The following is a 22,887-nucleotide window of genomic DNA, read 5'->3' as shown; positions in this document are numbered from 1 at the left end:
GGGAGGATGACCGATGACGACCGGCGTACGCGCACTGGCGAGATCGGGCCCGCCGAGTGGCTCGCCATGAACCGGACCGGCAGCTTCGACTGGGACATCGACACGGACACCATCGATGTCGACGAGTCCGGGCTGCTGGTCTTCGGGGTGGCCCCGGACGCCTACGACGGCCGCCCGGCGTCCCTGGTGACGCGTCTGGCCCCCGAGGAGCGGACCAAGCTGGAGGACGTCGTACGGAAGGCGATCAAGGGCGGCGCCGTCTCGTACACGGCGCACTTCCCCATCCCGCAGGCCGACGGCTCACCCCACTGGACGCATGTGCAGGCGCGGATCCTGCGCTCCCCCGACGGCCGGGCCCGGCGGATCGTCGGCGTCGTGCGGGACACGACCGCCGAGGTCGCGCACTTCACGTTCGTCCAGGACCTGGAGAAGCGGCGCGAGGTCCAGACGAACATCGTCGAGCGGACGACGAACGCGCTGTCGCGCGCGGTGACCGTGGACGACGTGACGGCCGCCCTGACCGGTCCGGGCGGCCTCGCCCGGCTCGGCGCGGACGGTCTCGCGCTCGGTCTCGTCGAGAACGGCTCGCTCAACATCATCGCGCTCAGCGGCGAATCCCTCGACATCCTCAACGACTTCCGCAGCCGCCGCCTCGACCGGAAACTGCCGCTGGCCGAGACGGTGCTGAGCGGGCGGCCCCGGTTCGTCTCCTCGTTCCCCTCGCTGGGCCGGGACTTCCCCGAACTCGCCCCCTACGTCGCCCGGCTCGAATTCCGGGCCGCCTGCTACCTCCCGCTGGTGGCGCAGGCGCGTTCGCTCGGCGGCATGGCCCTCTTCTACCGGGGCCGCACCTCCTTCAACGCCGACGAGCGCAACCTCGCGCTCGGTCTCGCGGCGATCGTCGCCCAGTCGCTCCAGCGGGCGATCCTCTTCGACGAGGAACGGGAGCTGGCGACCGGGCTCCAGGCGACGATGCTGCCGCGCCGGATCCCGCAGTTCACCGGCGGCGAGATCGCCGTCCGCTACCACGCCGCGTGGAGCGGACGGCAGGTCGGCGGCGACTGGTACGACGTGATCCCGCTGCCCCGCGGCCGGGTGGGGATCGTCGTCGGCGACGTCCAGGGCCACGACACGCACGCCGCCGCCATCATGGGGCAGCTGCGGATCGCGCTGCGCGCGTACGCCGGCGAGGGGCACGCCCCGTCGACCGTCCTCGCCCGGGCCTCCCGCTTCCTCGCCGAGCTGGACACCAACCGCTTCGCCACCTGCACCTACGCCCAGGTGGACCTGGCGAGCGGCACCCTGCGCGCCGTACGGGCCGGGCATCTCGGTCCGCTGATCCGGCACACCGACGGCCGGGTCGGGCAGCCCAAGCTGCGGGGCGGGCTCCCCCTGGGTCTGGCGACCGTGTTCGGGGAGGAGGAGTTCCCCGAGACCCGGCTCGACCTCGTGCCCGGCGAGACGCTGGTGCTGTGCACGGACGGGCTCGTCGAGCAGCCCGGCTCGGACATCGAGTCCGGCCTCGCCGCGCTGTCGGGCGCGATCAGCAGCGGCCCGCCGCAGGCGGAGGCGCTCGCCGACCACCTCTCCGAGAGCCTCTGGGAGCGGTGGGGTTCGGGCGACGACGTGGCGCTCCTCGTGCTGCGGCGCAGCCCGGACCCGGGCACGCCCCGGGCGCCGCGCATCCACCAGTACATCCACCAGGCCGACCCGCAGGGCCTCTCGGACGCCCGCGCGGCCGTCGGGCAGGCGCTCCGCGACTGGGGCATGCCGGAACTCTCCGACGACGCCGAGCTGTTGACGGGCGAGCTCCTGGTGAACGTGCTGCTGCACACCGAGGGCGGAGCGGTGCTCACCCTGGAGGTGCTGCCCGAGCCGGTGCGGCGGGTGCGGCTCTCGGTGCAGGACCGGTCGAGCGCCTGGCCCCGGCGGCGCACCCCCGGCGAGGCCGCGACCTCGGGGCGTGGGCTGCTCCTGCTCGACGCGCTGGCCTCCCGGTGGGGCGTGGAACCGCGCGGCGAGGGCAAGGCGGTGTGGTGCGAGATCGGACCGACGCCGGTGGAGGCCGAGCCCACCCCCTAGGGGGTGGTCGTGGACCCGGTCGCCGCCCTGAACCGCCTCGCGTTCCTCCTGGAACGCGAGGCGCAGGCGCCCGGCTCCGGGTCAGGCCCGCTGCCAGACCGTGGTCGCGTTGCAGAACTCGCGGATGCCGTGGCCGGAGAGCTCGCGGCCGTACCCCGAACGCTTGATCCCGCCGAAGGGGAGCGCCGGGTGCGAGGCGGTCATGCCGTTGACGAAGACGCCGCCCGCCTCCAGGTCGCGGACGAAGAACGCCACGTCCTCCGCGGAGCGCGTCCAGACGTTGGAACTGAGGCCGAACGGGGAGTCGTTGGCGACGGCGACGGCCTCGTCGATGTCGCTGACCGGGTAGACCGTGGCGACCGGTCCGAAGGCCTCGTCGCGGTGGATCCGCATGTCCGGCGTGATGCCGGTGAGGACCGTGGGCCGGTAGTACCAGCCCGTCCGGAGCTCCGGCTCCTCCGGTCGGTGTCCGCCGCACAGGACGGTGGCGCCCCGCGCGACGGCGTCGTCGACGAGCGTCTCCAGGTCGATCCGGCCCTGCTCGGTGGCGAGGGGGCCGACGTCGGTGGACTCGTCGAGGGGGTCGCCGACGGTGAGGGCGTTCATGGCGGCGGTGAAGCGCTCGGAGAAGTCGTCGTACACGTCCTGGTGGACGATGAACCGCTTGGCGGCGATGCAGGACTGCCCGTTGTTCTGCACGCGCGCGGTGACGGCGGTCTTCACGGCCCCGACGATGTCGGCGGAGGGCATGACGATGAACGGGTCGCTGCCGCCGAGCTCCAGGACGGTCTTCTTCACCTCGTCGCCGGCGACGGCGGCGACGGACCGGCCGGCCGGCTCGCTGCCCGTGAGGGTGGCGGCCACGACCCGGGGGTCCCGGAGCACGCCCTCGACCTCGCGGGAGCCGATGAGGAGGGTCTGGAAGCAGCCGTCGGGATATCCGGCGCGGCGGAAGAGGTCGCCCAGGTAGAGGGCGGTCCTCGGCACGTTGGAGGCGTGTTTGAGGAGGCCGGTGTTGCCCGCCATGAGCGCGGGCGCGGCGAAGCGGATCACCTGCCAGAGCGGGAAGTTCCACGGCATGACCGCGAGGATCGGGCCGAGGGGCCGGTAGTGGACCCGGGCCACGTCCGCGCCGGAGTCCTGGACGTCGCTCTCGGCCGGATGCTCGTCGGCGAGCAGCTCCTCGGCGTGCTTGGCGTACCAGCGCATGGCCTTGGCGCACTTGGCGGCCTCCGCGCGGGCGGCCGCGATCGGCTTGCCCATCTCGGTGGTCATGGTGCGGGCGATGTCCTCGGTGTCCTCGTCGAGGAGGGTCGCGGCGGCGCGCATCAGCCGGGCGCGTTCGGCGAAGGAGGTGGTGCGGTACTGGCGGTACGCCTCGTGCGCGGCGGCGACGCGCCGCTCGACCTCCTCGGGCCCGTGGGCCTCGTACGTACGCAGCGTCTCGCCGGTCGCGGGGTTCACGGTGGCGATGCCCATGACGTGCCTCCTCCTGCCATCGGCCCCCATCTGAAACCTTCCGCTCCCTGGGCTCCGGCGCAACAGGGGCGGGGCGGTGGGGTGACCGCCGCGCGCGGCTCAGGCGGTGAGCCAGGCCAGGGCGCCGGAGAGATGGGCGCGGAAGACCGGGTCGCCGTACGCCTCCGGGGCGTGCCCGAGCGCGGTGAAGAGGACGCGCCCCCGGTCGATCTCCCGGCACCAGACGAGCGGGTGGTCGTCGCCGTGGGTGCCGCCCCGGTACGCGGACTCGTCGGCCCGGGCCAGGATCCGGACACCGGTGGCCCGCGGGTGGGACGTGAAGTCGTACCACTCGTCGGTCCAGGCCCAGCGCTCCGGGAGCGGGGCGGTCGCCGGGTGGTCGGGGGCGTCGACGAGGACGCGGCCCGGCTGGAGCTCGGGGTGGCCGTTGAAGCGGGTGCCGAGCAGTTCGCCGTAGAAGGGCCAGTCGGGTTCGGCGTTGGCGGCGGCGTGCACGGCGAGGAGCGCACCGCCGCCCCGGAGGTAGGCGGCGAAGGCCGTGCGCCCCTCGGGCGTCAGGACGTTCCCGGTCGTGGACAGCAGGACCACGACGGCGCACCGGCCGAGCCGCTCGGGGGTGAAGGCGCCCGGCTCCTCGGTGATCTCGGCGGCGAGCCCGAGCTCCCCCGCCAGCTCGGCGAGGGCGGTGGCGCCGGCGGGGATCGAGTCGTGGCGGTATCCCGCCGTGCGGGTGTAGATCAGGGCGTCGGCGGTGGGCACGCGGTGGACTCCAGGGGCGGTACGGGCGGGGCCGGGCAGGTGGGTGAGGGGCGGCGGTCGGCAAGCGCGAGTGACGGGCTCCGGACGCCGGGCTCCGGACGCCGGACGCCGGGTGGCGGGTGGCGGGTGGCGTGCGAAGAGGTGACAGAAAGCGCTTTCCCCCATCGCCCCGACGACCGTAGCCACCGAAAACCCCGGGCCGCAACCCCCGCCGCTCCGGCACACTGCCCCGATGACGCCTCTCCATGATCACGCCCGGCGGGCCCTCGCCCATGTCGCCGACCGGTCCACCGGCACTCCGCTCGACCCGGCCCTGCGGGTCACCCTCAACTTCCATCCGCACTTCCTCCACCGGCTCGCGGACGAGGGTGTCTATCGCTCCCAGTTCGTCACCGGCACCAGCAACGGCGGCCTCACCGCCCGTCCCGGCGGTGACCGCTGGCGCTGGGAGAGCCGCATCTTCGGCGGGGCGTACGACGAGGCCCCGTCCGACACGCGCCCGGTGTACGGCGCCCTCGACTTCCGCCGCCGCTCCTTCGGCGCGGCTCCCCGCTTCGGCTCCGCTCATCTCCGGCTCTCGGCGGCCGCCGTGGACCGGGCGACCTTCTGCTATCCCGACAGCTTCCTGGAGCCCGACGACTTCGGCGTCGCGTCCCGGATGCGCCTGATCGCCCTCGCCGAGGCCGACGAGCAGGATCCGCTCGACGACTACATCGAGGCACAGGTCCACGGCCCCGTCGTGATCGCGCGCGACGTGGAGGCGCTGGTCCTGGACCCGAGCCACCGGGGCACGGAGGTGGAGGAGGCGGCCCGGCGGCTGCCGTGCCCGGTGGAGTGGCACGGGGGCTTCCGCGTCTCCGTCGACGAGCTGCGGCGGCATCCCGCGTTCCGGGGGGCCGAGTACGTGGAGCTCGCGGCCCGGATCGCGGTCGACGGCCTGCTGGACGCCCGGATCGTGCAGGAGGCGGCCGCGTCGGGGCGGTACGACCAGCAGGACGTCAAGAAGGTCTGGCACTACCTGGCCCGCTTCGGCGCCCCCGCCGCCCGCGCTTAGGCCTCCCGGTCCGGGCCGCCTTGTTCGATCTGCTGGATGAGCCGCTTGAGCTGGGTGACCTCGTCCTTGAGGGCGCGGTCGCCGGAGGGCGTGAGGGAGAGCCAGGTGCGGGGCCGTTTTCCCTCGTACCCCTTCTCGATCTCGACGAGGCCGGCCTTCTCCAGGACGGTCAGGTGCTGGCTGAGGTTTCCGGCGGTGAGGCCGAGGGCCGTGCGCAGGAAGCCGAACTCGACGCGGCGGGCCTGGTGGGCGACGGTGAGGATGCCGAGGCGCACGCGCTGGTGGACGACGTCGTCCAGGCCGAGGGCGGGGTGGGGGGCGGCCTGTTCGCCCTGTTCGCTCCGCCCGCTCATGAGCGGGTGCGCCTGTCGGACAGCTCGGCCAGGGCGAATCCGAGGGCGCCGAGCAGAAGGAGCACGCCGGGGACGGCGAAGTGGGGCACGGTGGACCAGGGAGAGGTGGCCGAGATCCCCCACCCGCCGGGCCTGAGCGGCACCAGCTCGATGGCCAGGTACACGGCGGCGAGCAGCAGCAGGGCGCGGCTGCGTTCCACCCGGGCCAGCACCAGCAGGGGCAGTCCGACGGCCGTGGCGTTCCCGGTGAGCCGTTCGAGGAACAGCGTCGTCGCGGAGTTCGCGTCGAGGCGCAGGCCCCAGAAGTCGAGCGGTTCGCCGGGCCCGGGCATCCCGTGGCGGAGGCTCCAGAGCTGGGTGGCGGCCACCAGGCCGACCAGGGCGATCCCGGCGAGGACGTACGGCCGGACGGGGGTGCCGACGCCTCGGTCGCGGGAGCGGCGGATGTAGAAGAACGCCGTCGCGGTATAGGCGAGGGCGAGTCCGAGCGTCCAGTAGACGGGCGAGCCCTGGCTGATCAGGGTGCAGCCGGTGCCCCCGGCGGGGTCGCCCGGCGGGCAGGGAACGGTCTCGACCTCGTACGTGAGGCGGCCGACCAGGATTCCGCCCAGCGTGAGCGCGCCGAGGAGCAGGAGGGGGAACCAGGCGCCGCGCTGAGCGGCCCGGACCCGGCGGGTGAGTTCGCCGAGGCCTGCGAGGACTTCTTGGGGAGTGCCCGGTGAGGGCACCGATGCGTCTGCCATGCACATCAGCTTTGCATCACAAACCAGTTAGGACAAGAGACTCCGCGGAACACTTCGGATCCGTTGTCGCATCGGATGCATCTCTGTATCTTTTGGCGCGCCGAGCCCCACCGCCCCCTCACCGAGGAGCCGTCATGAGCACCGTGCCGCCCGCTCTCGCCGCCGCCGTCGGGCCGCTGCCCGAAGGGGCGATCGTGCCGCTGCCGCCCACCTTCGGGTCCGTCGAGGAGGAGCGCGCGTACCGCAAGGAGCAGCTCGCCGCCGGTTTCCGGATCTTCGGGAGGTTCGGCTTCTCCGAGGGCGTCGCCGGACACATCACCGTCCGCGACCCCGGCGACCCGAACGCCTTCTGGGTCAACCCCTTCGGCATGAGCTTCACCCAGATCAAGGCCTCGGACCTGATCCTGGTGGACCACGAGGGGAACGTCCTCGAAGGGCGCCGGCCCGTGAACCGGGCCGCGTTCGTCATCCACTCGCGGGTCCACGCCGCCCGCCCCGACGCGGTCGCCGCCGCGCACTCGCACTCCCTGCACGGCAAGGCCTTCTCCAGCCTCGGCATCCCGCTCGATCCGATCACCCAGGACGCCTGCGCGTTCTTCGAGGACCACGGGATCTACGACGACTACCGGGGCGTCGTGAACGAGACCGAGGAGGGCGAGCGGGTCGCCAAGGCCCTCGGCGACTTCAAGGCCGTCATCCTCAAGAACCACGGGCTGCTCACGGTCGGCCGCTCCGTCGCCGAGGCCGTGTGGTGGTTCGTCACCATGGAGCGCTCCTGCCAGGCGCAGCTCCTGGCGATGGCGGCGGGCACCCCGCAGCTCATCGACCGCGAGACGGCCCTCCTCACCCGGGGACAGATCGGCGGGCACCTGGCCGGCTGGTTCCAGGCGCGCCCGCTGTGGGATCAGATCACCGCGTCCGACCCTGACCTCTTCGACTGATCCGCGGGCCCCGGGCCGGGGATCGCGCGCGTCGTCGCCTCCAGGAGCGGGGCGAGGAACTGCCGTTCCAGGGTGCCGGGCGGCAGCTCGGCCGGTTCCACGTAGCTCTGCGCGAGACCGCCCTCGCGCAGGGCGATGAGGAGGCGGGCGAACCGGTCGGCCTCCACGGTCAGTTCGCGTCCGGCCCGGCGCAGGACGAGGGTGAGGCCGCGGGCGATCTCGGCCCGCAGCCGCGCGTCGTGGCGCGCGAGCACCCAGGCGGCCTGCCGGTCGCGGATCGCGTGCAGGGTGAACTCGGTGGTGACGAGGTACCAGTCCCGCTCGTCCGGCTCGACGCGGGCGGCGAGCTCCGCGAGCCGGGTCAGGGTGTACTCGTCGGGGGTCAGCGCGTCGATGGACTCGGCGAGGCGCCGTACGGTCCGCTCGCTGTGCTCGTCGAAGAGGGCGAGGAAGAGCTCTTCCTTGCTCGCGAAGTTCGAGTAGTACGCACCCCGCGTGTAGCCGGCGCGCTCGCAGATCTGCTCGATGGTCGTCGCGTGGAAGCCGTGCTCGGCGAAGGTCTCCAGGGCCGCCTTCAGGAGCGCCGCGCGGGTACGGGGCCGCCGCCTGGTGACACCTTTCGGCACGGGTGCGTCCTCCTCGGTCGGGCCGCTCGCGCGGCGGACGCCCACCTTACCGGCGGCTCCTTCCCGGGCGGCGATCAGCAGCGGCGGATAAAATTCGACGCATGGCAGAGCGGCCCGTCGTGCCCGCGGCGCCCGATCTTGTCCTCGAGATCGACGGGGACGCGACACGCATGGACCCGCGTCGCGTCTATCGCATCGGGCGCGACCCCACCAGCGACATCGTGCTCGCGGACGCCCGGGCGTCCTGGCACCACGCGGTGCTCAGCGCCACGGACGGCCACTGGACCCTGGCGGACGAGGGCAGCACGAACGGCACGTTCGCGGACGGCCTGCGCATCGCCCACGCGCGGCCCGTCGGCCCCGGCACGGTCGTACGCTTCGGCCATCCGGCCGACGGTCCCCGCGCGGTCCTCACGACCGGCCCCCCGGCCCGCCCGGCGGAACCGCCGTCGAACGCGGGAGCCGTTCCCGCCGGGCCACCGGTGGACGCGGGGGGCGTCCCCGCCGGACCCCAGCCCGAAGCCCAGGCCGTCCCGACCGCACCACCGCCCGAAGCGCAGGCCGCCCCCGCCTCCGTACACCTGCCGAAGGCGCCCCTGCCCGAGGAGCCCTGGCCCGAGGCACCGGCGCCCGAGACCCCTGCGCCCGAGAGCCCCCAGCCCGAGGAGCCCGCCCCGGAGACTCCGTACCCCGAGGAACCCGCTCCGGGGACCTCGCACCCCGAAGAACCCGTGCCAGGGACCTCGTACCCCGAAGAGCCCACCCCGAGAATCCCGTACTCCGAAGAGCCCACCCCGGGAACCCCGCACCCCGAGGGCCCCTTCCCGGGAACCCCGTACCCCGAGCCCCCTCGCCCCGGGACCCCGGCACCCCAGCCGCTCCGGCCCGAGGTCCCGCCGTCCGAAGCGCCTCGGCCGGAGACGCCCCCGCCTCCGCCCCCCGAACTCCTCCGGCCCCCCTCCGTCTCGCATCCCGGCGCGACCGGCACCTTCCGGCGGCCGACGTCCGTGCGGCCGTTGCCGGCGCACAGCGTCCGGATCGGCCGGGCGCCCGACAACGACGTGGTCGTCTCCGATCTGGTCGTCTCCCGGCGGCATGCCGAGCTCCGGGCCCATCCGGACGGGACCTACTGGATCCATGACCTGGGCAGTCACAACGGCACCTTCCTCAACGGCGCTCCCGTCGTCGACGCGCGGGTGACGGCGGAGGACATCGTCGGCATCGGCCGGGCCGCGTTCTGCCTGATCGGCGGGCAGCTCGTCGAGTTCACCGACACCGGCGAGGTCTCCCTCGACGTCCGGTCGCTCGCGGTGACCGTCGACCACGGGCGCAAGACCCTCCTCGACGAGGTGTCGTTCCCGGTGGGCCAGAAGTGCCTGCTCGCGGTCGTCGGCCCGTCCGGTGCCGGGAAGTCGACGCTCCTGGGCGCGCTCACCGGCCAGCGCCCGGCCGACCGGGGCACGGTGCTCTACGACGGCCGCGACCTCTACCGGGACTACGCCGAGCTGCGCCAGCGCATCGGGCTCGTCCCGCAGGACGACATCCTGCACCTCCAGCTCACCGTCCGCAGGGCCCTCGGGTACGCCGCCGAACTCCGCTTCCCGGAGGACACCGTGGCGGCCGAACGGCGGGCCCGGGTCGACGAGGTGATCCGCGAGCTCGGGCTCGTGGAGCGCGCCGAGCAGCCGATCCACAGCCTCTCCGGCGGTCAGCGCAAGCGCGTGAGCGTGGCGCTCGAACTGCTCACCAAGCCGTCCCTGCTCTTCCTGGACGAACCGACCTCCGGTCTCGACCCGGGCATGGACCGCTCCGTGATGCACATGCTGCGCGGGCTCGCGGACGACGGCCGGACGGTCGTCGTGGTCACGCACAGCGTGCTCAGCCTCGACGTGTGCGACCGGCTGCTCGTGCTCGCGCCGGGCGGCCGGGTCGCGTACTACGGGCCGCCCGCCGACACCCTCGGTTTCTTCGGCTTCGAGCAGTGGCCGGAGGCCTTCGAGGCCTTCGAGAACGACCGGGACCGCGACTGGGCCGGGCAGTACCGTTCCTCCCGCTTCCACCGCCGCTACATCGCGGACGCGACGGCCCGCCCCGACGTCCCCGTGCCCGCACCCGCCGGCGGCCGGGCGGCCGCGGAGCCCGCTCCGCCGCCGAAGGCGCAGAGCTGGGGCTCACAGCTGCGGACGCTCGTACGCCGGTACGCGGCGGCGCTCTCCGCCGACCGGACCTTCCTCGCCATCATGATCGCGCTGCCGTTCGTGATGGGCGCGATGGCCCGGGCCCTGTCCGAGGGCAGCCTCAACCCCGAGTCGACGCTGAACGTGCTGCTCATCCTCTGCGTGGGCGGGGTCCTCACGGGCGCGGCGAACGCCGTGCGCGAGCTGGTCAAGGAGCGGACGATCTACCGGCGGGAGAGAGCCGTCGGCCTGTCCCGCTCCGCCTATCTCGCCTCCAAGGTGGTGGTCCTCGGTCTGATCACGGTCGTGCAGGCGGTGGTGCTGACCCTGGTGGCCCTGATCGGCGTGCCGCTGAACGTGCCCGGCGGCAAGGGCGTCCTGATGCCGCCGCTGGTGGAGATCACGCTCGCGGTCGCGCTCCTCGCCTTCACGGCGATGATGCTCGGTCTGCTGGTGTCGGCGCTCGTCCGCAAGGAGGAGGTGACGATGCCGCTGCTCGTCCTCCTCGCGATCGTGCAGGTGGTGTTCTGCGGGGCGCTGCTGAAGGTGCGGGGCACGCCCGTCCTGGAGCAGCTGGCCTGGCTGGTGCCCTCGCGGTGGGCGTTCGCGGCGATGGGCGCGACGATCGACATCGGGAAGATCGCGCCGAGCGAGAAGACCGCCGATCCGCTGATGCGGCACACGGCGGAGGCCTGGCTGTTCGACATGGGCATGATGGTGGTGCTGTGTCTCGTCCTCGCTCTGGCCGTGTCCCGGCTGCTGCGCCGCCACGAGCCGGTCGTCATGCGGAGGTAGGCCGTGAGCGTCCCCGTACCCGAGTACGTGCCGGACTTCCGGCCCACGCACGTGGTGCCGCGCTCCGGTCTCTCCGCCTGGGAGGCGCCCGATCCGGAGCTGCCCACGACGCCCCTCGACGCCTTCCTGCCGGTGCGGCTCGAAGAGCGGGCGGGTGACTGGGGGCGGGTGCTGTGCTCGAACGGCTGGACCGCGTGGGTCGACGCGCGTCTGCTCGTGAGCGTGCCGGAGGATCCTCCGGCGGCGGGCGGGCCCCTCACCAGGACCGCCGATCCCCGGCCGCTGATCGCCCGCGCCGAGGACGCGCTCGGCCGTTACCGGCGGGCGGCGGAGGAGCTGGGCGCGGGCCGGCTCGACGGCGAGGGCTTCCGGCTGCGGACCCGCGGCCTGCGGGTGGGCATGGTCGTCGACGGGGAGTCGGTGTGGCTGTACGACGCGGAGCACGAGCGCTGGGTGTACTGCGACGGCGTCGGGCTCGGTACGTACGCGGCGTCGGCGGCTCCTTCGGCCGCGGCGCCCTCGCCCGGACCCGTACCGGAGTCCGCGGAGGCGGGACACGAGCCGACGCAGGTGGTGCCCCAGACGGATCCGGCGGCGGTCGCCGGCCCGCCGCCGACGCAGGTCGTGGGGCCTGAGGGACCGGCGGGTGACGGCCGATGACGGGCGGTGTGACGCACGGGGACGCGGAGCTCCCGGCGGGCCGGGCGTCGGGGCTGCTGGGCAAGGAGATCGCGGGCTACCGCGTGGAGGGCGAGATCGGGCGCGGCGGCATGGCGGTCGTGTACCGGGCGCTGGACCTGCGCCTCGACCGTACGGTGGCGCTGAAACTGCTGGCCCCCGAGCTGGCCCGCAACGACACCTTCCGCAGGCGCTTCGCGCACGAGTCGCGGGTCGCCGCCTCGATCGACCACCCGCACATCGTGCCGGTCTTCGAGGCGGGCGAGACGGAGGGCGTGCTGTACATCGCGATGCGGTACGTGGCGGGGCAGGACCTGGCGGCCCTGCTCGACCGCGAGGGGCCCCTGCCGCCGGTGAAGGCGGGCCGGATCGCGGCGCAGGTGGCCTCGGCCCTGGACGCGGCGCACGCGCACGACCTGGTGCACCGGGACGTGAAACCCGGCAACATCCTGGTCGCCGAGGGCACCGACGGCGACCACCCGGAGCACGTCTACCTGACCGACTTCGGCCTGACGAAGAAGTCCCTCTCGCTGACCGGCTTCACGACGGTGGGCGAGTTCGTCGGAACGCTCGACTACGTGGCGCCGGAGCAGATCTCCGGCAAGCCGGTGGACGGCCGGTGCGACGTCTACAGCCTGGCGTGCGTGGTCTTCGAGACCCTGGTGGGGATGCCGCCGTTCCGCCGCGACAGCGACTGGGCGGTGCTGTGGGCCCAGCAGTACGATCCCCCGCCCCCGCTCTCGGAGGTGCGGCCGGGCCTGCCTGCGGCGGCGGACGCGGTCTTCGCCAAGGCCTTGGCGAAGACGCCCGAGGAGCGGTACGGCACGTGCCTGGAGTTCGTCGCCGCACTGCGCACCGCACTGGCCGGCGCGGGCGGAGGCGGCCCGACGACGCCCAGGGAACCGCGTCGGCCCGGCGCCCCGCCGGCCCCGCCCGCGTGGGCGCGACCGGTCTTCCGGGAGCTGGACTAGCTCTTCCGGGAGTCGGGCCGGAGCCCGTCCTCACGCATCCGTACGGTCGCGCCACCGCATGGGTGCACGGGCGGGGGCGTGACGTCCTACTCGACCTCGCCCTTGCGGTGGACTCGGGAGGCGAGGAGGCCGCCGAGGAATCCGAGGGCGAGGCCCCAGAGGAGGGCGAAGCCGACCGTCTTCCAGATGTCCGGGCGGAGCACCACCTCGCCGCCGAGCGAGGCGAGGTCGCCGATGCCGAGGACCGAGAGGCCGAAGCGGGCCTCGACGAGGGTGACCGGTGCGGCGACCAGCATGGCGAGCGCGAAGGCGACGCCCAGGTGGAGGGAGTGCTGCCAGAGCGAGATCCGGGCCGGGGAGCGGACGGCCGCGAGGAAGGCGGCGGCGAGCACCAGGACGGCGGCGACGGGCAGCAGCCACCACGCGCGTGCGTCCTGCGCGGCGAGCGAGGACAGGTCGACGGTCGAGAGGTCCGGGCTGTCGCCCTTGCTCCGCAGGACGGCGTCGAGGATCTGCGGCATGGGCAGGCCGAAGGGCCCTTCCGCCTTGCCCTGCCAGGAGCCGCCGATGCCCACGCCGAGGGCGATCCAGGTGATGTTGGGAAGGCCCAGGAGGAGGACGGCGAGGGTGTCCGCGGCGTGGCCCTTGGTCGCCGCGACGACGATCCCGATGACCAGGCCCACGGCGACGTACGCGAGGAGCAGCAGGAGCATCGCGAAGGCCGCGGGGCGGACGGGTTCGTGGTAGCGGACGAGCCGGGGCGGCAGCGGGGTCCTGCGGGAGACGAGCAGGGCGATGGCGAGCACGCCGAGGATCCACAGGAGGCCGTAGAAGAGCGTGGGTCCGAGGTCGGTGCGGAAGCCGACGGTGGGGTTCGTGGCGTCGAGGAGTTCGCCGAAGAGGTCCATGAGGGACCCCGTGGAGTCTCCCCCGCCGAGGGTGAGGGGGAAGTCGTGCCGGGCGAGGGCCGAGAGGCCCGCGAGGGCGACCAGCCAGAGCACGACGACGCTCGCCGCGCGGAGCAGGAGTGCGCCGGCTCCGGTCACGGCGTGGTGGCGCAGGGGTCGCAGGAAGCAGAAGCCGGTGACCAGTGCGCCCACCAGGGTGACGGTGAGCGGCATGGCGGTCAGTTCGGCCTGGGTGCCGGCGAGGGCGCCGGCGTCTCCGGAGAGTTCGACCTTGCCGCCGGAGGCCATGACGACGACCGCGGCGAGGACCGCGGTGAAGCCGCCGGGCAGGTCGGCGGCGCCCGCGGCCCAGAGGCCGAGCCCGGCGACGACGCCCATCGCGGCGAACCCGGCGACCACGGCGGCCAGGGCCTGGAGGGCGACGCGGCCGGAGAACCCGGTCGGGGGCGCGGCGGGCCGCGCGGAGGTGGGGAGCCGCTTGCTCACCCTGCCCACGCTAGTACCGGCGCCGGGGCTCCGCTTGCGGACGGATGCCATTCGGCGCACACAATGGGCGCGGAACGGAAGAAAGGGAAACAACGTGACTTCCCACCCGCCGTCCGGCCCTCCGTCGGTTCCCCCCACAGGTCCCCCCTCGGGCCCCCTCTCGGGCCCGGGCGCACGCCCGGGAAGCGGCGGCCCCCCACCACCGCCCGGGCCGCCCCACGGCGGTTCGGGGGGCGGTGGTCCGTCCGGCGGCTCCGGCCGCTCCGGTGGCTCAGGTGACGGAGGCTCCGGTGGCGGTTCCAGCGGCGGCGGCTCCGGTCCTGGTGGCGGCGGCAAGGGCGGCGGCGGCCCCTGGTGGCGTTCCGTCCCGAAGGTCGCCTCGCTCACCGCCGTGCTCGTGGCGGCCGCGGCGCTCGCCGTCGTCCTCACCAACCGCCCCGACGGCAAGAGCGACACGGCGGGTTCCGGCGGCGGCGAGGTCTTCCTGCAGAACGCCGCCGCGTCCGGCCCGGACCCCTTCACCCGCTCGACGGCGCGCACCGACGGCGGTTCCGTCCCGCCCCCCTCGCTGCCGCCCCGCACCGCCTCGGCCGTACCCGAGGTGTCGGGGTCGATGCCCGGTCTCTACGGCGGGACGCAGTCGGTCTCCAGCTGCGACGTCGAGCAGCAGGTGCGCTATCTCTCCGGGGAGCCCGCGAAGAACACGGCCTTCGCCTCCGTCGTCGGCATCTCCCCGAACGACGTGCCGGGCTACCTCCGCTCCCTGACCCCGCTTCAGCTCCGGGTCGACACCCGGGTGACGAACCACGGCTTCCGGAACGGCGCGGCCACCACCTACCAGGCGGTGCTCCAGGCCGGCACGGCGGTCATGGTCGACGGCCACGGGGTGCCCCGGGTGCGCTGCGCCTGTGGCAATCCGCTGACCGGCCCGGTGGCGCAGAAGGCGCCGCACACGACGGGCACGCCCTGGCAGGGGTACAGCTCCCAGCAGGTCGTCGTGGTGGCGCCCTCGGTGACGGTCGTGAACGTCTTCGTGGTGTACGACCCCCAGGACGGCGACTGGTTCGCGCGGAAGCACGGCGACACCGGCGAGCACGACAGGCCCGCCCCGCCGCCCACGGTCTCCCCGTCCCCCCTGGTGTCGCCGCCCACGTCCAGCTCGTCCCCGTCGGTCTCCCCGTCGTCGCCGGTGCCGTGCGTGACCGTGACGGGCACGGAGACCCCGACGCCGAACAACGGGATCACCCCGTCGCCGTGCCCCTCGACGCTCTCCCCCTCGACGCCCTCGTCCTCGTCCTCGTCCCCGTCTTCGTCCTCGTCCTCACCGGAGTCGCCGCCCGAATCCTCCGGCCCGACCGACTCGTCGCCGTCGACGGAGTCGTCGGCCCCGGGTTCGGGGCCCGCCTCGGACGGTTCGACGGATCTCACGAGCCAGTCGCCGGACCAGCAGGCTGCCCAGCGGGCGGACGACACGACCTCTCCCCTGGCCCCCGCGCCCGGCCCCGGTCCCACGCCCGTCGCCTGACGGCCTTCCGGAACCAGGCCCCGATCGGCAGGGGGCGGGCCGTCCGCTCCTCCGCGCGCAGCTGCCACATCCGCTCGTCACGGTCGGTGAAGCGTCCGGACATGGGTCCTCCCCTTTCCTCCTGAATACGGCCACCAGGCCACTGAAAGGGAGTCTGTAACCTTATTGGCCCGGGCAGCAGAGCCAATGAGGAGTGATTGGCATGGCAGTGGCACGCGTGGTCCACACCGCGGACCGGACCCTGACCGGTCGCCAGCTCGCGTCGCTCCTCACCCCTCCCGCGGAGGGCCGGTTCGGGTACCGGGAGCTCGCCCGGGCCGTCCGGGAGGCGCTGCTCGACGGCCGGGTGGCACTGCGCCTGCGGCTGCCGGCCGAGCGGGAGCTCGCCTCGGTGCTCATGGTGAGCCGGACCACCGTGACCGGGGCGTACGACCTGCTGCGGGAGAGCGGTTACGCGCACAGCCGGCGCGGCGCCGGCACGTGGACCGCGCTCCCGGACGGGCAGGCGCCCACCGCCCTCGGCGGCTTCCAGGACGACGCCGGCACGACCATCGACCTGGCCCTCGCCGCTCCGCAGGCACCGGAGGCCGAGCTGTCCGCCGCGCTCGCGGCGGCCGCCACCGAGCTGCCCCGGTACACCGGCGCGCAGGGCTACCACCCGTACGGGCTGCCCGCGCTGCGCACCGCGATCGCCGAACGCTACACGGCCCGCGGCCTGCCGACCCTCCCGGACCAGATCCTCGTCACGACCGGCGCGCAGCAGGCCGTCTCTCTGGTGCTGACGCTGCTGGGCCGGCCCGGCGACCGGGTGCTCGCCGAGAACCCCTCGTACACCAACGCCCTCGACGCGATGCGGGGGCGCATGCTCCGCATCACGCCGGTGCCGGTCACCGAGGCCGGCTGGGACACCGGGCTGGTCGACGCGGCGCTCCGGCAGACCGCGCCGCGCCTGGCCTATCTGATCCCGGACTTCCACAACCCGACCGGGCGGCTCATGCCGGCGGAGCAGCGCAAGGAGCTCGCGCGGTCCGCGCGGGCCACCGGAACCTGGCTGGTGGTCGACGAGACGCTGACGGACACGGCCCTGGACGTGCCCGCGCCGCTGCCCTTCGCGGCGGCGGCCGGCGGGGGCGACAGCGGGCAGATCGTCTCCGTCGGCTCGCTGAGCAAGAGCTGCTGGGGCGGGCTGCGGGTCGGCTGGGTGCGGGCCGCGTCGCGTGTCGTGACCGAGCTGGCCCGGGTCCGGATCACCGCCGACCTGTCCGGTTCCGTGCTCGACCAGCTGGTGGCCGTCGCCCTGATGGGCCGCCTCGACGTGATCGTGCCGCGGCGCCAGGAGGAGCTGCGGCTGCGCCGGTCCGCGCTGGCCGACGCCCTCGCCCGCCATGTGCCGGAATGGCGGTGGGCGGTGCCGCCGGGCGGGCTGTGCCTCTGGATCGACCTGGGCCGGCCGGTCGCCTCCTCCCTCGCGGCCCGGGCCCTGCGCCACGGGGTACGGGTGGAGGGCGGCGCCCGGTTCGGGGTGGACCCGGGCACGCACGAGCACCGGCTGCGGATCCCGTTCACCCTGCCCGTGGACGTGTACGAACCGGCGGCGGAGCGGCTCGCGGCGGCCCTGGACGGCGACCCCGGGCACTTCGCCGACCCGGCCCTGCCGGACTGGGTGGCCTGAAGGAGCCGGTGGGACCCATATTCGGATGCCCGGCCCCGGGGGGCCGTGTACGGTCCACCGGGTGGAACCGCTGACCGACAAACAGATCCGCTCGTCCTTCGTGAACTGCACCAAGGGCGAGGCGGCGCGACTCAAGCTGCCCCTCGACTTCGCCGAACTCCCCTGGGAGGACCTGGACTTCCTCGGCTGGGTCGACCCGGGCGCGCCCCTGCGGGCGCACCTGGTCGTGCCGCGCGCGGACGGGCCGCTCGGCCTGTCCCTGCGGGTCCCGGCAGCCGGCCGGACCAGCGCCGTGAAGTCGAGCATGTGCCAGGTCTGTCTGACCTCGCACGCGTCCTCGGGCGTCACGCTCCTGGTGGCGCCGCTGGCCGGCAGTCGCGGTCGCGAGGGGAACACGGTCGGGATCTATCTCTGCGCCGACCTCGCCTGCTCCCTCTACGTCCGGGGCCTGCGGCAGCCGAAGCTGCGCCACCGGCGCCACGAGGAGTCCCTCACCCTCGACGAGCAGGTCGCCCGTCTGACGGGCAACCTGGACGCGTTCGTCGAACGGGTGGCGGCGGGTTAGGGTCCGCGCCCCCGCTCAGCGGAAGGCCTGCTCGCCGGTGAGCGCCTTGCCGATGACCAGGGAGTGGACCTCGCTCGTGCCCTCGTAGGTGAGCACCGACTCCAGGTTGTTGGCGTGGCGCAGCACCGGGTACTCCAGGGTGATGCCGTTGGCGCCCAGGATCGTGCGGCACTCGCGGGCGATCGCGATGGCCTCGCGGACGTTGTTCAGCTTGCCCACGCTGACCTGCTCGGGCGTGAGCGCGCCCGCGTCCTTGAGGCGGCCGAGGTGGAGGGCGAGGAGCATGCCCTTGCCGAGCTCGACGGACATGTCGGCGAGCTTCTGCTGCGTGAGCTGGTACGAGGCGAGGGAACGGGCGAAGACGACCCGGTCCTTGGCGTAGGAGATCGCCGTCTCCAGGCAGTCGCGGGCGGCGCCGAGCGCGCCGAAGACGATGCCGAAGCGGGCCTCGTTGAGGCAGCCGAGCGGGCCGGAGAGGCCGCGGGCCTCCGGCAGCATCGCGTCGGCGGGGAGCCGCACGTCCTCGAAGACCAGCTCGCTGGTGACGCTCGCCCGCAGCGACAGCTTCATCTTGATCTCGGGGGCGCTGAAACCGGGGGTTCCGGCCGGCACCAGGAAGCCGCGGACACCGTCCTCGGTGCGCGCCCAGACGACGGCGACGTCGGCCACCGAACCGTTGGTGATCCACATCTTGGTGCCGTTGAGCACCCAGTCCGAGCCGTCCCGCTTGGCGTTGGTCCGCATGGCGCCCGGGTCCGAACCCGCGTCCGGCTCGGTGAGGCCGAAGCAGCCGATGTACTCGCCGGCCGCCATCTTCGGCAGCCAGCGCTGCTTCTGCTCCTCGGAGCCGTACTTCCAGATCGCGTACATGGCGAGCGAGCCCTGCACGGAGACCAGGGAGCGCAGTCCGGAGTCGACGGCCTCCAGTTCCAGACAGGCGAGGCCGTACGCGACGGAGTTGGTGCCCGCGCAGCCGTAGCCCTCCAGGTGCATGCCGAGCACACCGACCCCGCCGAGGGTGCGGGCGAGCTCGCGAGCGGGGATCTCGCCCTTCTCGAACCAGCCGGCCACGTGCGGCCGCAGCTCGCGGTCGGCGACGGCGCGGACGGTGTTCCGGATCTCCCGCTCCTCGTCGGTGAGCAGTCCGTCGAGGGCGAGCAGGTCGAAGGGGTGGACGGGGGTGGACGGCGACTTCACGGACGGCCTCCTGGCGACTGTGGCAACTCGGCGAACCGCAGCGTAGCCCCAGATCGGATATTGGATCCAGTATTGATAATCCAGGATCCAGGCCATACGGTCCGATTGGATCCAATCTCCAATCACGTGGATCCAGTCTCCAGAATCCGGATCCGATCACCAGTCGTCCGGATCCGATCTCCGACCTCCGGTCTCCGGTATCTCCAGCGGGAGCAAGGGAAGCTGAATGCGCGCAGATCAGCCGGACACACCAGAAACGTCACCGACGGGAGGCGCCCTCTCCGGCATCGTCGTCGCCGACTTCGGCCGGGTCCTCGCCGGGCCGTACATGACGATGCTCCTCGCCGACCTGGGCGCGGACGTGATCAAGATCGAACGGCCGGGCTCCGGTGACGACACGCGCGCGTGGGGCCCGCCGTTCGCCGGTGGGGAGGCCACGTACTTCCTCGGCGTGAACCGGAACAAGCGCTCCGTGACGCTCGACCTCACGGACCCCGAGGACCTGGCCACGGCGCGCGCGATCGTGAACCGCGCGGACGTCCTCGTCGAGAACTTCCGCCCCGGCACGATGGAGAAGCTCGGCCTGGGATACGAGGACGTGCGGGTGGACAACCCCGGGCTCGTCTACTGCTCGGTGACCGGCTTCGGCACCGCGGAGGGCGCCCGGCTGCCGGGCTACGACCTGCTCGTCCAGGCCATGGGCGGCCTCATGAGCGTGACCGGCGAACCCGACGGGCAGGGCACGAAGGCGGGGGTCGCCCTGGTCGACGTCATCACCGGCCTCCACGCCGGCCTCGGCGTGCTCGCCGCCCTGCGGCACCGGGAGCGCACCGGCGAGGGCCAGCGGGTCGAGGTCTCCCTGCTCACCTCCCTCCTCTCGGCGCTCACCAACCAGGCCGCCGCCCACCTCGGCGCCGGAGTCGTGCCGCGCGCGATGGGCAACAGACACCCGAGCATCGCCCCGTACGAGGTGTTCGAGGCGCAGGACCGGCCGCTGGTCCTCGCCGTGGGCAACGACCGGCAGTTCGGGGCCCTGTGCGAGCGGCTCGGCCGGCCGGAGCTCGCCGGGGACCCCCGCTTCGCGACGAACACGGCCCGGGTCGCCCACCGGGAGGAGCTGGTCGAGGCCCTCGGCGGGCCGCTGGGCGCCCGTACCGCCGACAGTTGGTTCGAGGAGCTCACCGCCGCCGGCGTGCCCTGCGGGCCGATCAACGACCTGGCGGCCGCGTTCGACCTCGCCGACCGGCTGGGGCTCGCCCCGCGCGTCCCGGAGTCCGAGGCAGGTCCCGGTCAGGTCGCCCACCCGATCCGGCTCGACGCCACCCCGCCCTCCTACCGCACCGCTCCCCCACGTCTCGGCGAGCACACCGACGGCGTGCTGGCGGAGCTGGGACGAGTTGTCCACAGGGCGTCGGCGGCGAACGGCGGCGCGTAGGAAGATGGTCGGCACCGGTCGGCGGATCGACCGGTGGGGGCACGAGGGAACGGAAGGTCACAGGCGATGAGCAGCCCGGTGCAGAAGCGGCGGCCGCAGACCGCCCAGCAGTTCGTCCTGGAGGAGCTGCGGCGCGCCATCACCAGCGGGGAGCTCAGGCCCGGCGGGCCGATCCGCCAGGAGGCCCTGGCGGCGCGGTTCGAGGTCAGCCGGGTGCCGCTCCGGGAGGCCCTGAAGTCCCTGGAGGCCGAGGGCCTGGTGGTCCATCACGTCCACCGGGGCTACTTCGTCGCGGAGCTCTCCCTGAACGACCTGGAGGAGATCTACCGGATCCGGGAGCTCCTGGAGACCGAGGCGGTCCGGATGGCGGTCCGGTGGCTGCCGGACGGCACGATCGCCGCGCTCGAACGGATCCAGCGGGAGGTGGAACGGGCCGCCGACGAAGGGGACGTGGCCGCGATGGCGGCGGCGAACCGGCTCTTCCACTTCACCCTCATCGAGGCGTCCGGGATGCCGCGCCTCGTCCGCCTCATCGCGTCCCTGTGGGACGCCACCGACGCGTACCGCTCGCTCTACTACACCGAGTCCCCGCACCGGAAGCAGGCCATACGGGAGCACCGCGCCGTGATCTCCGCGCTCCGCCACGGCGACGAGGACGCCGCCGTCCGCTGGCTCGACGAGCACCGGGCCCACGCGGTGGCGGCGCTGCGCGAGGTCCTGGAGCTGGAACGGGACTGAGCCCCGGACCGCCGGCGGCGGCGGACTGTTGTTCAGCACGCTCACTCGTTCCGGTCACAGGGCCCGCCTCGCCGTCACGCCTCTCCCGCAGCGCGGTTACCGATACGCACTCATTGAGGCAGGCCCGGGATCGACGGGCCGCGGATGACAGGTGATGGAAATGCGCACTGAGGCCGCCAAGCGGGTCGAGCTGGTCTTCACCCTCTTCGACGCCAACGGCAACGGGGTCATCGACTCCGACGACTTCGACCTCATGACGGACCGTGTCCTGGAGGCGGCGATCGCGTCGGACGCCGGCGCCAAGGCCGCCATCCGGGCCGCGTTCCGCCGTTACTGGACGACGCTGGCCACGGAGCTGGACGCCAACGGCGACGGTGTGATCACCGTCGAGGAGTTCCGTCCGTTCGTGCTCGACCCCGAGCGCTTCGGCCCCACGATCAGCGAGTTCGCCGACGCGCTCTCCGCGCTCGGCGACCCCGACGGGGACGGTCTGATCGAGCGCCCGCTCTTCCTGTCGCTGATGACGGCGATCGGCTTCGAGAAGACGAACATCCACGCGCTCTTCGACGCCTTCGAGCCGGACGCCACGGACCGCATCACCGTCGCCGCGTGGTCCACCGGCATCGTGGACTACTACGCGCCGGACAAGGCCGGGATCCCTGGCGACGAGCTGGTGGGTGCCCAGGCCGGCTGACCCGCCCGCAGGCGGGGCCCGTCACGGGGCCCCGCCCTCGCCCCCGTGCGGGCGTCACGGCCGGGGCTTGTGCGCGAACACCCAGCGGTTCCCCTCCAGCGCGTCGTTCGGCTCGGGGCGGGGGCCGCGTCCGTGCCGGCGGGTGAACTCGAAGGGCGTGTGCATCGAGGTGGACCAGCCCCTGGCCGCCAGGGCACCCGCGGAGTCGGGTCGTGGTCCCAGGTCGAAGAGGTCGAGCAGGTCGATGCCGATCTGCTCCCGCGTCGCCGTGTAGGTCCGGCTGTCGCGGTACACCAGCAGGTCCTTCTCCAGCTTGGCCTCGAAGGCCAGGGCGCTGCCTCCGATGGTGAGCCCGTCCACCGTGTCGAGGAGCCGGGTCTCGACGGGGCCCGGCAGGTAGAAGAGGAGTCCCTCGGCCAGCCAGGCGCTCGGCGCGGCCGGGTCGAAGCCGGCGGTGGTCAGCGCGGTGACCCAGTCCTCGCGCAGGTCGACCGGTACGGGAATGCGTTTCACCCTGGGGGCGGCCGCCAGGTCCGTGAGCACCTGCTGCTTGAAGGCCAGTACGCCCGCCCTGTCGATCTCGAAGACCGCCAGGTCGGACGGCCAGTCCAGCCGGTAGGCGCGCGTGTCCAGGCCCGCGCCGAGCAGGACCACTTGGCGGACGCTCGTGCGGACCGCTCCGAGGAGGAAGTCGTCGAGCACCCTGGTCCGCAGGCCGAAGTAGCGGGCGAACCGCCCCCACAGCGGGTCGTCGTCCCCGTCCGGGACCTGCTCGATGCGCACCGGCCAGTCCGTGCACGCCGGGGCGGCGCGCACGAAGTGCTCCGCGTAGACGTCCTGGGCCAGGCTGTCGTGGCGGTGGGTCTCGATCGCCCGGGCCGCGGCGACCAGGAGGGCGGTCAGGCCCACGCCTCCGTCCACGCCTTCCACGTCTGTCTGCTGCGGCGCCATGCCGGTCATGTCTCCTCCGTCGGCGGGGGGGTGCGGGGTGTCTGCTGGTCGGACCCGG

At 73.6% G+C, this 22,887-nt stretch carries 20 protein-coding genes; 12 read left to right on the top strand and 8 right to left on the bottom strand.

The window, feature by feature from the left end:
* Positions 1 to 6 precede the first annotated feature (6 nt).
* Positions 7 to 2,082 carry a SpoIIE family protein phosphatase gene (locus tag ACFYUS_RS14620; protein ID WP_388850503.1) on the top strand — a complete coding sequence of 692 codons (2,076 nt, stop codon included), beginning with the start codon at positions 7 to 9 and terminating at the stop codon, positions 2,080 to 2,082.
* A gap of 81 nt (positions 2,083 to 2,163) precedes the next feature.
* On the opposite strand, the gene ACFYUS_RS14615 is transcribed toward ACFYUS_RS14620, so the two are convergent.
* Positions 2,164 to 3,561: an NADP-dependent succinic semialdehyde dehydrogenase gene (locus tag ACFYUS_RS14615; RefSeq protein WP_388850501.1), complete on the bottom strand. Its 1,398-nt coding sequence runs from the start codon at positions 3,559 to 3,561 to the stop codon at positions 2,164 to 2,166.
* A 99-nt stretch (positions 3,562 to 3,660) separates the two neighbouring features.
* Complete coding sequence (locus tag ACFYUS_RS14610; protein WP_388850498.1) at positions 3,661 to 4,320, bottom strand: ThuA domain-containing protein; 660 nt, start codon at positions 4,318 to 4,320, stop codon at positions 3,661 to 3,663.
* A gap of 232 nt (positions 4,321 to 4,552) precedes the next feature.
* Here ACFYUS_RS14610 and ACFYUS_RS14605 point away from each other — a divergent pair, with 232 nt between their 5' ends.
* On the top strand, positions 4,553 to 5,374 hold the full coding sequence (locus ACFYUS_RS14605; protein ID WP_388850495.1) for a DUF3626 domain-containing protein: 822 nt from the start codon (positions 4,553 to 4,555) through the stop codon (positions 5,372 to 5,374).
* Here the strand turns inward: ACFYUS_RS14605 and ACFYUS_RS14600 are convergent.
* Both ACFYUS_RS14600 and ACFYUS_RS14595 read right to left on the bottom strand, forming a co-directional pair.
* Positions 5,371 to 5,727 (bottom strand): winged helix-turn-helix domain-containing protein, encoded by a 357-nt coding sequence (locus ACFYUS_RS14600; RefSeq protein ID WP_388850492.1) that lies wholly within the window; start codon positions 5,725 to 5,727, stop codon positions 5,371 to 5,373. The two genes, ACFYUS_RS14605 and ACFYUS_RS14600, sit on opposite strands and share 4 nt — an antisense overlap.
* Positions 5,724 to 6,470, bottom strand: a complete 747-nt coding sequence (locus tag ACFYUS_RS14595; protein WP_388850489.1) for a hypothetical protein — start codon at positions 6,468 to 6,470, stop codon at positions 5,724 to 5,726. Before ACFYUS_RS14595 ends, ACFYUS_RS14600 begins: the two co-directional genes overlap by 4 nt.
* Positions 6,471 to 6,604: 134 nt before the next feature.
* On the opposite strand from ACFYUS_RS14595, the gene ACFYUS_RS14590 reads away from it, so the two are divergent.
* Complete coding sequence (locus ACFYUS_RS14590) at positions 6,605 to 7,411, top strand: class II aldolase/adducin family protein (protein WP_388850486.1); 807 nt, start codon at positions 6,605 to 6,607, stop codon at positions 7,409 to 7,411.
* On the opposite strand, the gene ACFYUS_RS14585 is transcribed toward ACFYUS_RS14590, so the two are convergent.
* A complete protein-coding gene (locus ACFYUS_RS14585; protein WP_388850483.1) occupies positions 7,375 to 8,037 on the bottom strand; it encodes a TetR/AcrR family transcriptional regulator in 663 nt (220 codons plus the stop codon). The two genes, ACFYUS_RS14590 and ACFYUS_RS14585, sit on opposite strands and share 37 nt — an antisense overlap.
* A gap of 101 nt (positions 8,038 to 8,138) precedes the next feature.
* Here ACFYUS_RS14585 and ACFYUS_RS14580 point away from each other — a divergent pair, with 101 nt between their 5' ends.
* Genes ACFYUS_RS14580 through ACFYUS_RS14570 form a run of 3 tightly spaced genes read left to right on the top strand, consistent with a single transcriptional unit; the run spans position 8,139 to position 12,658 of the window.
* The gene (locus tag ACFYUS_RS14580) at positions 8,139 to 11,009 is read left to right on the top strand and encodes an FHA domain-containing protein (RefSeq protein ID WP_388850480.1); all 2,871 of its coding nucleotides are present in this window, start codon (positions 8,139 to 8,141) and stop codon (positions 11,007 to 11,009) included.
* Positions 11,010 to 11,012: 3 nt separating this feature from the next.
* Positions 11,013 to 11,669, top strand: a complete 657-nt coding sequence (locus ACFYUS_RS14575; RefSeq protein ID WP_388850477.1) for a hypothetical protein — start codon at positions 11,013 to 11,015, stop codon at positions 11,667 to 11,669.
* Positions 11,666 to 12,658, top strand: coding sequence for a serine/threonine-protein kinase (locus tag ACFYUS_RS14570; protein ID WP_388850475.1), 993 nt, complete (start codon positions 11,666 to 11,668; stop codon positions 12,656 to 12,658). Before ACFYUS_RS14575 ends, ACFYUS_RS14570 begins: the two co-directional genes overlap by 4 nt.
* A gap of 86 nt (positions 12,659 to 12,744) precedes the next feature.
* On the opposite strand, the gene ACFYUS_RS14565 is transcribed toward ACFYUS_RS14570, so the two are convergent.
* Positions 12,745 to 14,052, bottom strand: a complete 1,308-nt coding sequence (locus tag ACFYUS_RS14565) for a streptophobe family protein (RefSeq protein ID WP_388850472.1) — start codon at positions 14,050 to 14,052, stop codon at positions 12,745 to 12,747.
* 94 nt (positions 14,053 to 14,146) lie between these two features.
* On the opposite strand from ACFYUS_RS14565, the gene ACFYUS_RS14560 reads away from it, so the two are divergent.
* The 3 genes from ACFYUS_RS14560 to ACFYUS_RS14550 all read left to right on the top strand — a co-directional run bounded on the left by ACFYUS_RS14560 (position 14,147) and on the right by ACFYUS_RS14550 (position 17,814).
* Positions 14,147 to 15,577 (top strand): DUF6777 domain-containing protein, encoded by a 1,431-nt coding sequence (locus ACFYUS_RS14560; protein ID WP_388850469.1) that lies wholly within the window; start codon positions 14,147 to 14,149, stop codon positions 15,575 to 15,577.
* Positions 15,578 to 15,779: 202 nt separating this feature from the next.
* The gene (locus ACFYUS_RS14555) at positions 15,780 to 17,249 is read left to right on the top strand and encodes a PLP-dependent aminotransferase family protein (RefSeq protein ID WP_388850466.1); all 1,470 of its coding nucleotides are present in this window, start codon (positions 15,780 to 15,782) and stop codon (positions 17,247 to 17,249) included.
* A gap of 61 nt (positions 17,250 to 17,310) precedes the next feature.
* Positions 17,311 to 17,814: an FBP domain-containing protein gene (locus tag ACFYUS_RS14550; protein ID WP_388850463.1), complete on the top strand. Its 504-nt coding sequence runs from the start codon at positions 17,311 to 17,313 to the stop codon at positions 17,812 to 17,814.
* A 15-nt stretch (positions 17,815 to 17,829) separates the two neighbouring features.
* Here the strand turns inward: ACFYUS_RS14550 and ACFYUS_RS14545 are convergent, their stop codons facing one another.
* Positions 17,830 to 19,011: an acyl-CoA dehydrogenase family protein gene (locus tag ACFYUS_RS14545; RefSeq protein WP_388850461.1), complete on the bottom strand. Its 1,182-nt coding sequence runs from the start codon at positions 19,009 to 19,011 to the stop codon at positions 17,830 to 17,832.
* A gap of 226 nt (positions 19,012 to 19,237) precedes the next feature.
* Between ACFYUS_RS14545 and ACFYUS_RS14540 the strand changes: the two genes are divergently transcribed.
* From ACFYUS_RS14540 to ACFYUS_RS14530, 3 genes are all read left to right on the top strand, one after another.
* On the top strand, positions 19,238 to 20,446 hold the full coding sequence (locus ACFYUS_RS14540; RefSeq protein WP_388850458.1) for a CaiB/BaiF CoA transferase family protein: 1,209 nt from the start codon (positions 19,238 to 19,240) through the stop codon (positions 20,444 to 20,446).
* A gap of 66 nt (positions 20,447 to 20,512) precedes the next feature.
* Positions 20,513 to 21,184 carry a GntR family transcriptional regulator gene (locus tag ACFYUS_RS14535; RefSeq protein WP_388850455.1) on the top strand — a complete coding sequence of 224 codons (672 nt, stop codon included), beginning with the start codon at positions 20,513 to 20,515 and terminating at the stop codon, positions 21,182 to 21,184.
* Between the two features lie 160 nt (positions 21,185 to 21,344).
* Positions 21,345 to 21,878 (top strand): EF-hand domain-containing protein, encoded by a 534-nt coding sequence (locus ACFYUS_RS14530; protein WP_388850452.1) that lies wholly within the window; start codon positions 21,345 to 21,347, stop codon positions 21,876 to 21,878.
* A gap of 54 nt (positions 21,879 to 21,932) precedes the next feature.
* Here ACFYUS_RS14530 and ACFYUS_RS14525 read toward each other — a convergent pair whose 3' ends face one another.
* Positions 21,933 to 22,838: a class I SAM-dependent methyltransferase gene (locus tag ACFYUS_RS14525; protein WP_388850449.1), complete on the bottom strand. Its 906-nt coding sequence runs from the start codon at positions 22,836 to 22,838 to the stop codon at positions 21,933 to 21,935.
* Positions 22,839 to 22,887: the final 49 nt, after the last annotated feature.

It is taken from the genome of Streptomyces sp. NPDC004284, assembly GCF_042874035.1.
Taxonomy (GTDB): Bacteria; Actinomycetota; Actinomycetes; order Streptomycetales; family Streptomycetaceae; genus Streptomyces.
This window is presented reverse-complemented; position numbering and strand designations above follow the sequence as displayed.

Excerpts from the sequence above, each read along its gene's own strand:
- ACFYUS_RS14620 (WP_388850503.1), top strand. The coding sequence starts at position 7 with ATGACCGATGACGACCGGCGTACGCGCACTGGCGAGATCGGGCCCGCC.
- ACFYUS_RS14615 (WP_388850501.1), bottom strand. The coding sequence starts at position 3,561 with ATGGGCATCGCCACCGTGAACCCCGCGACCGGCGAGACGCTGCGTACG.
- ACFYUS_RS14605 (WP_388850495.1), top strand. The coding sequence starts at position 4,553 with ATGACGCCTCTCCATGATCACGCCCGGCGGGCCCTCGCCCATGTCGCC.
- ACFYUS_RS14600 (WP_388850492.1), bottom strand. The coding sequence starts at position 5,727 with ATGAGCGGGCGGAGCGAACAGGGCGAACAGGCCGCCCCCCACCCCGCC.
- ACFYUS_RS14595 (WP_388850489.1), bottom strand. The coding sequence starts at position 6,470 with ATGGCAGACGCATCGGTGCCCTCACCGGGCACTCCCCAAGAAGTCCTC.
- ACFYUS_RS14590 (WP_388850486.1), top strand. The coding sequence starts at position 6,605 with ATGAGCACCGTGCCGCCCGCTCTCGCCGCCGCCGTCGGGCCGCTGCCC.
- ACFYUS_RS14580 (WP_388850480.1), top strand. The coding sequence starts at position 8,139 with ATGGCAGAGCGGCCCGTCGTGCCCGCGGCGCCCGATCTTGTCCTCGAG.
- ACFYUS_RS14570 (WP_388850475.1), top strand. The coding sequence starts at position 11,666 with ATGACGGGCGGTGTGACGCACGGGGACGCGGAGCTCCCGGCGGGCCGG.
- ACFYUS_RS14555 (WP_388850466.1), top strand. The coding sequence starts at position 15,780 with ATGGCAGTGGCACGCGTGGTCCACACCGCGGACCGGACCCTGACCGGT.
- ACFYUS_RS14540 (WP_388850458.1), top strand. The coding sequence starts at position 19,238 with ATGCGCGCAGATCAGCCGGACACACCAGAAACGTCACCGACGGGAGGC.
- ACFYUS_RS14535 (WP_388850455.1), top strand. The coding sequence starts at position 20,513 with ATGAGCAGCCCGGTGCAGAAGCGGCGGCCGCAGACCGCCCAGCAGTTC.
- ACFYUS_RS14530 (WP_388850452.1), top strand. The coding sequence starts at position 21,345 with ATGCGCACTGAGGCCGCCAAGCGGGTCGAGCTGGTCTTCACCCTCTTC.
- ACFYUS_RS14525 (WP_388850449.1), bottom strand. The coding sequence starts at position 22,838 with ATGACCGGCATGGCGCCGCAGCAGACAGACGTGGAAGGCGTGGACGGA.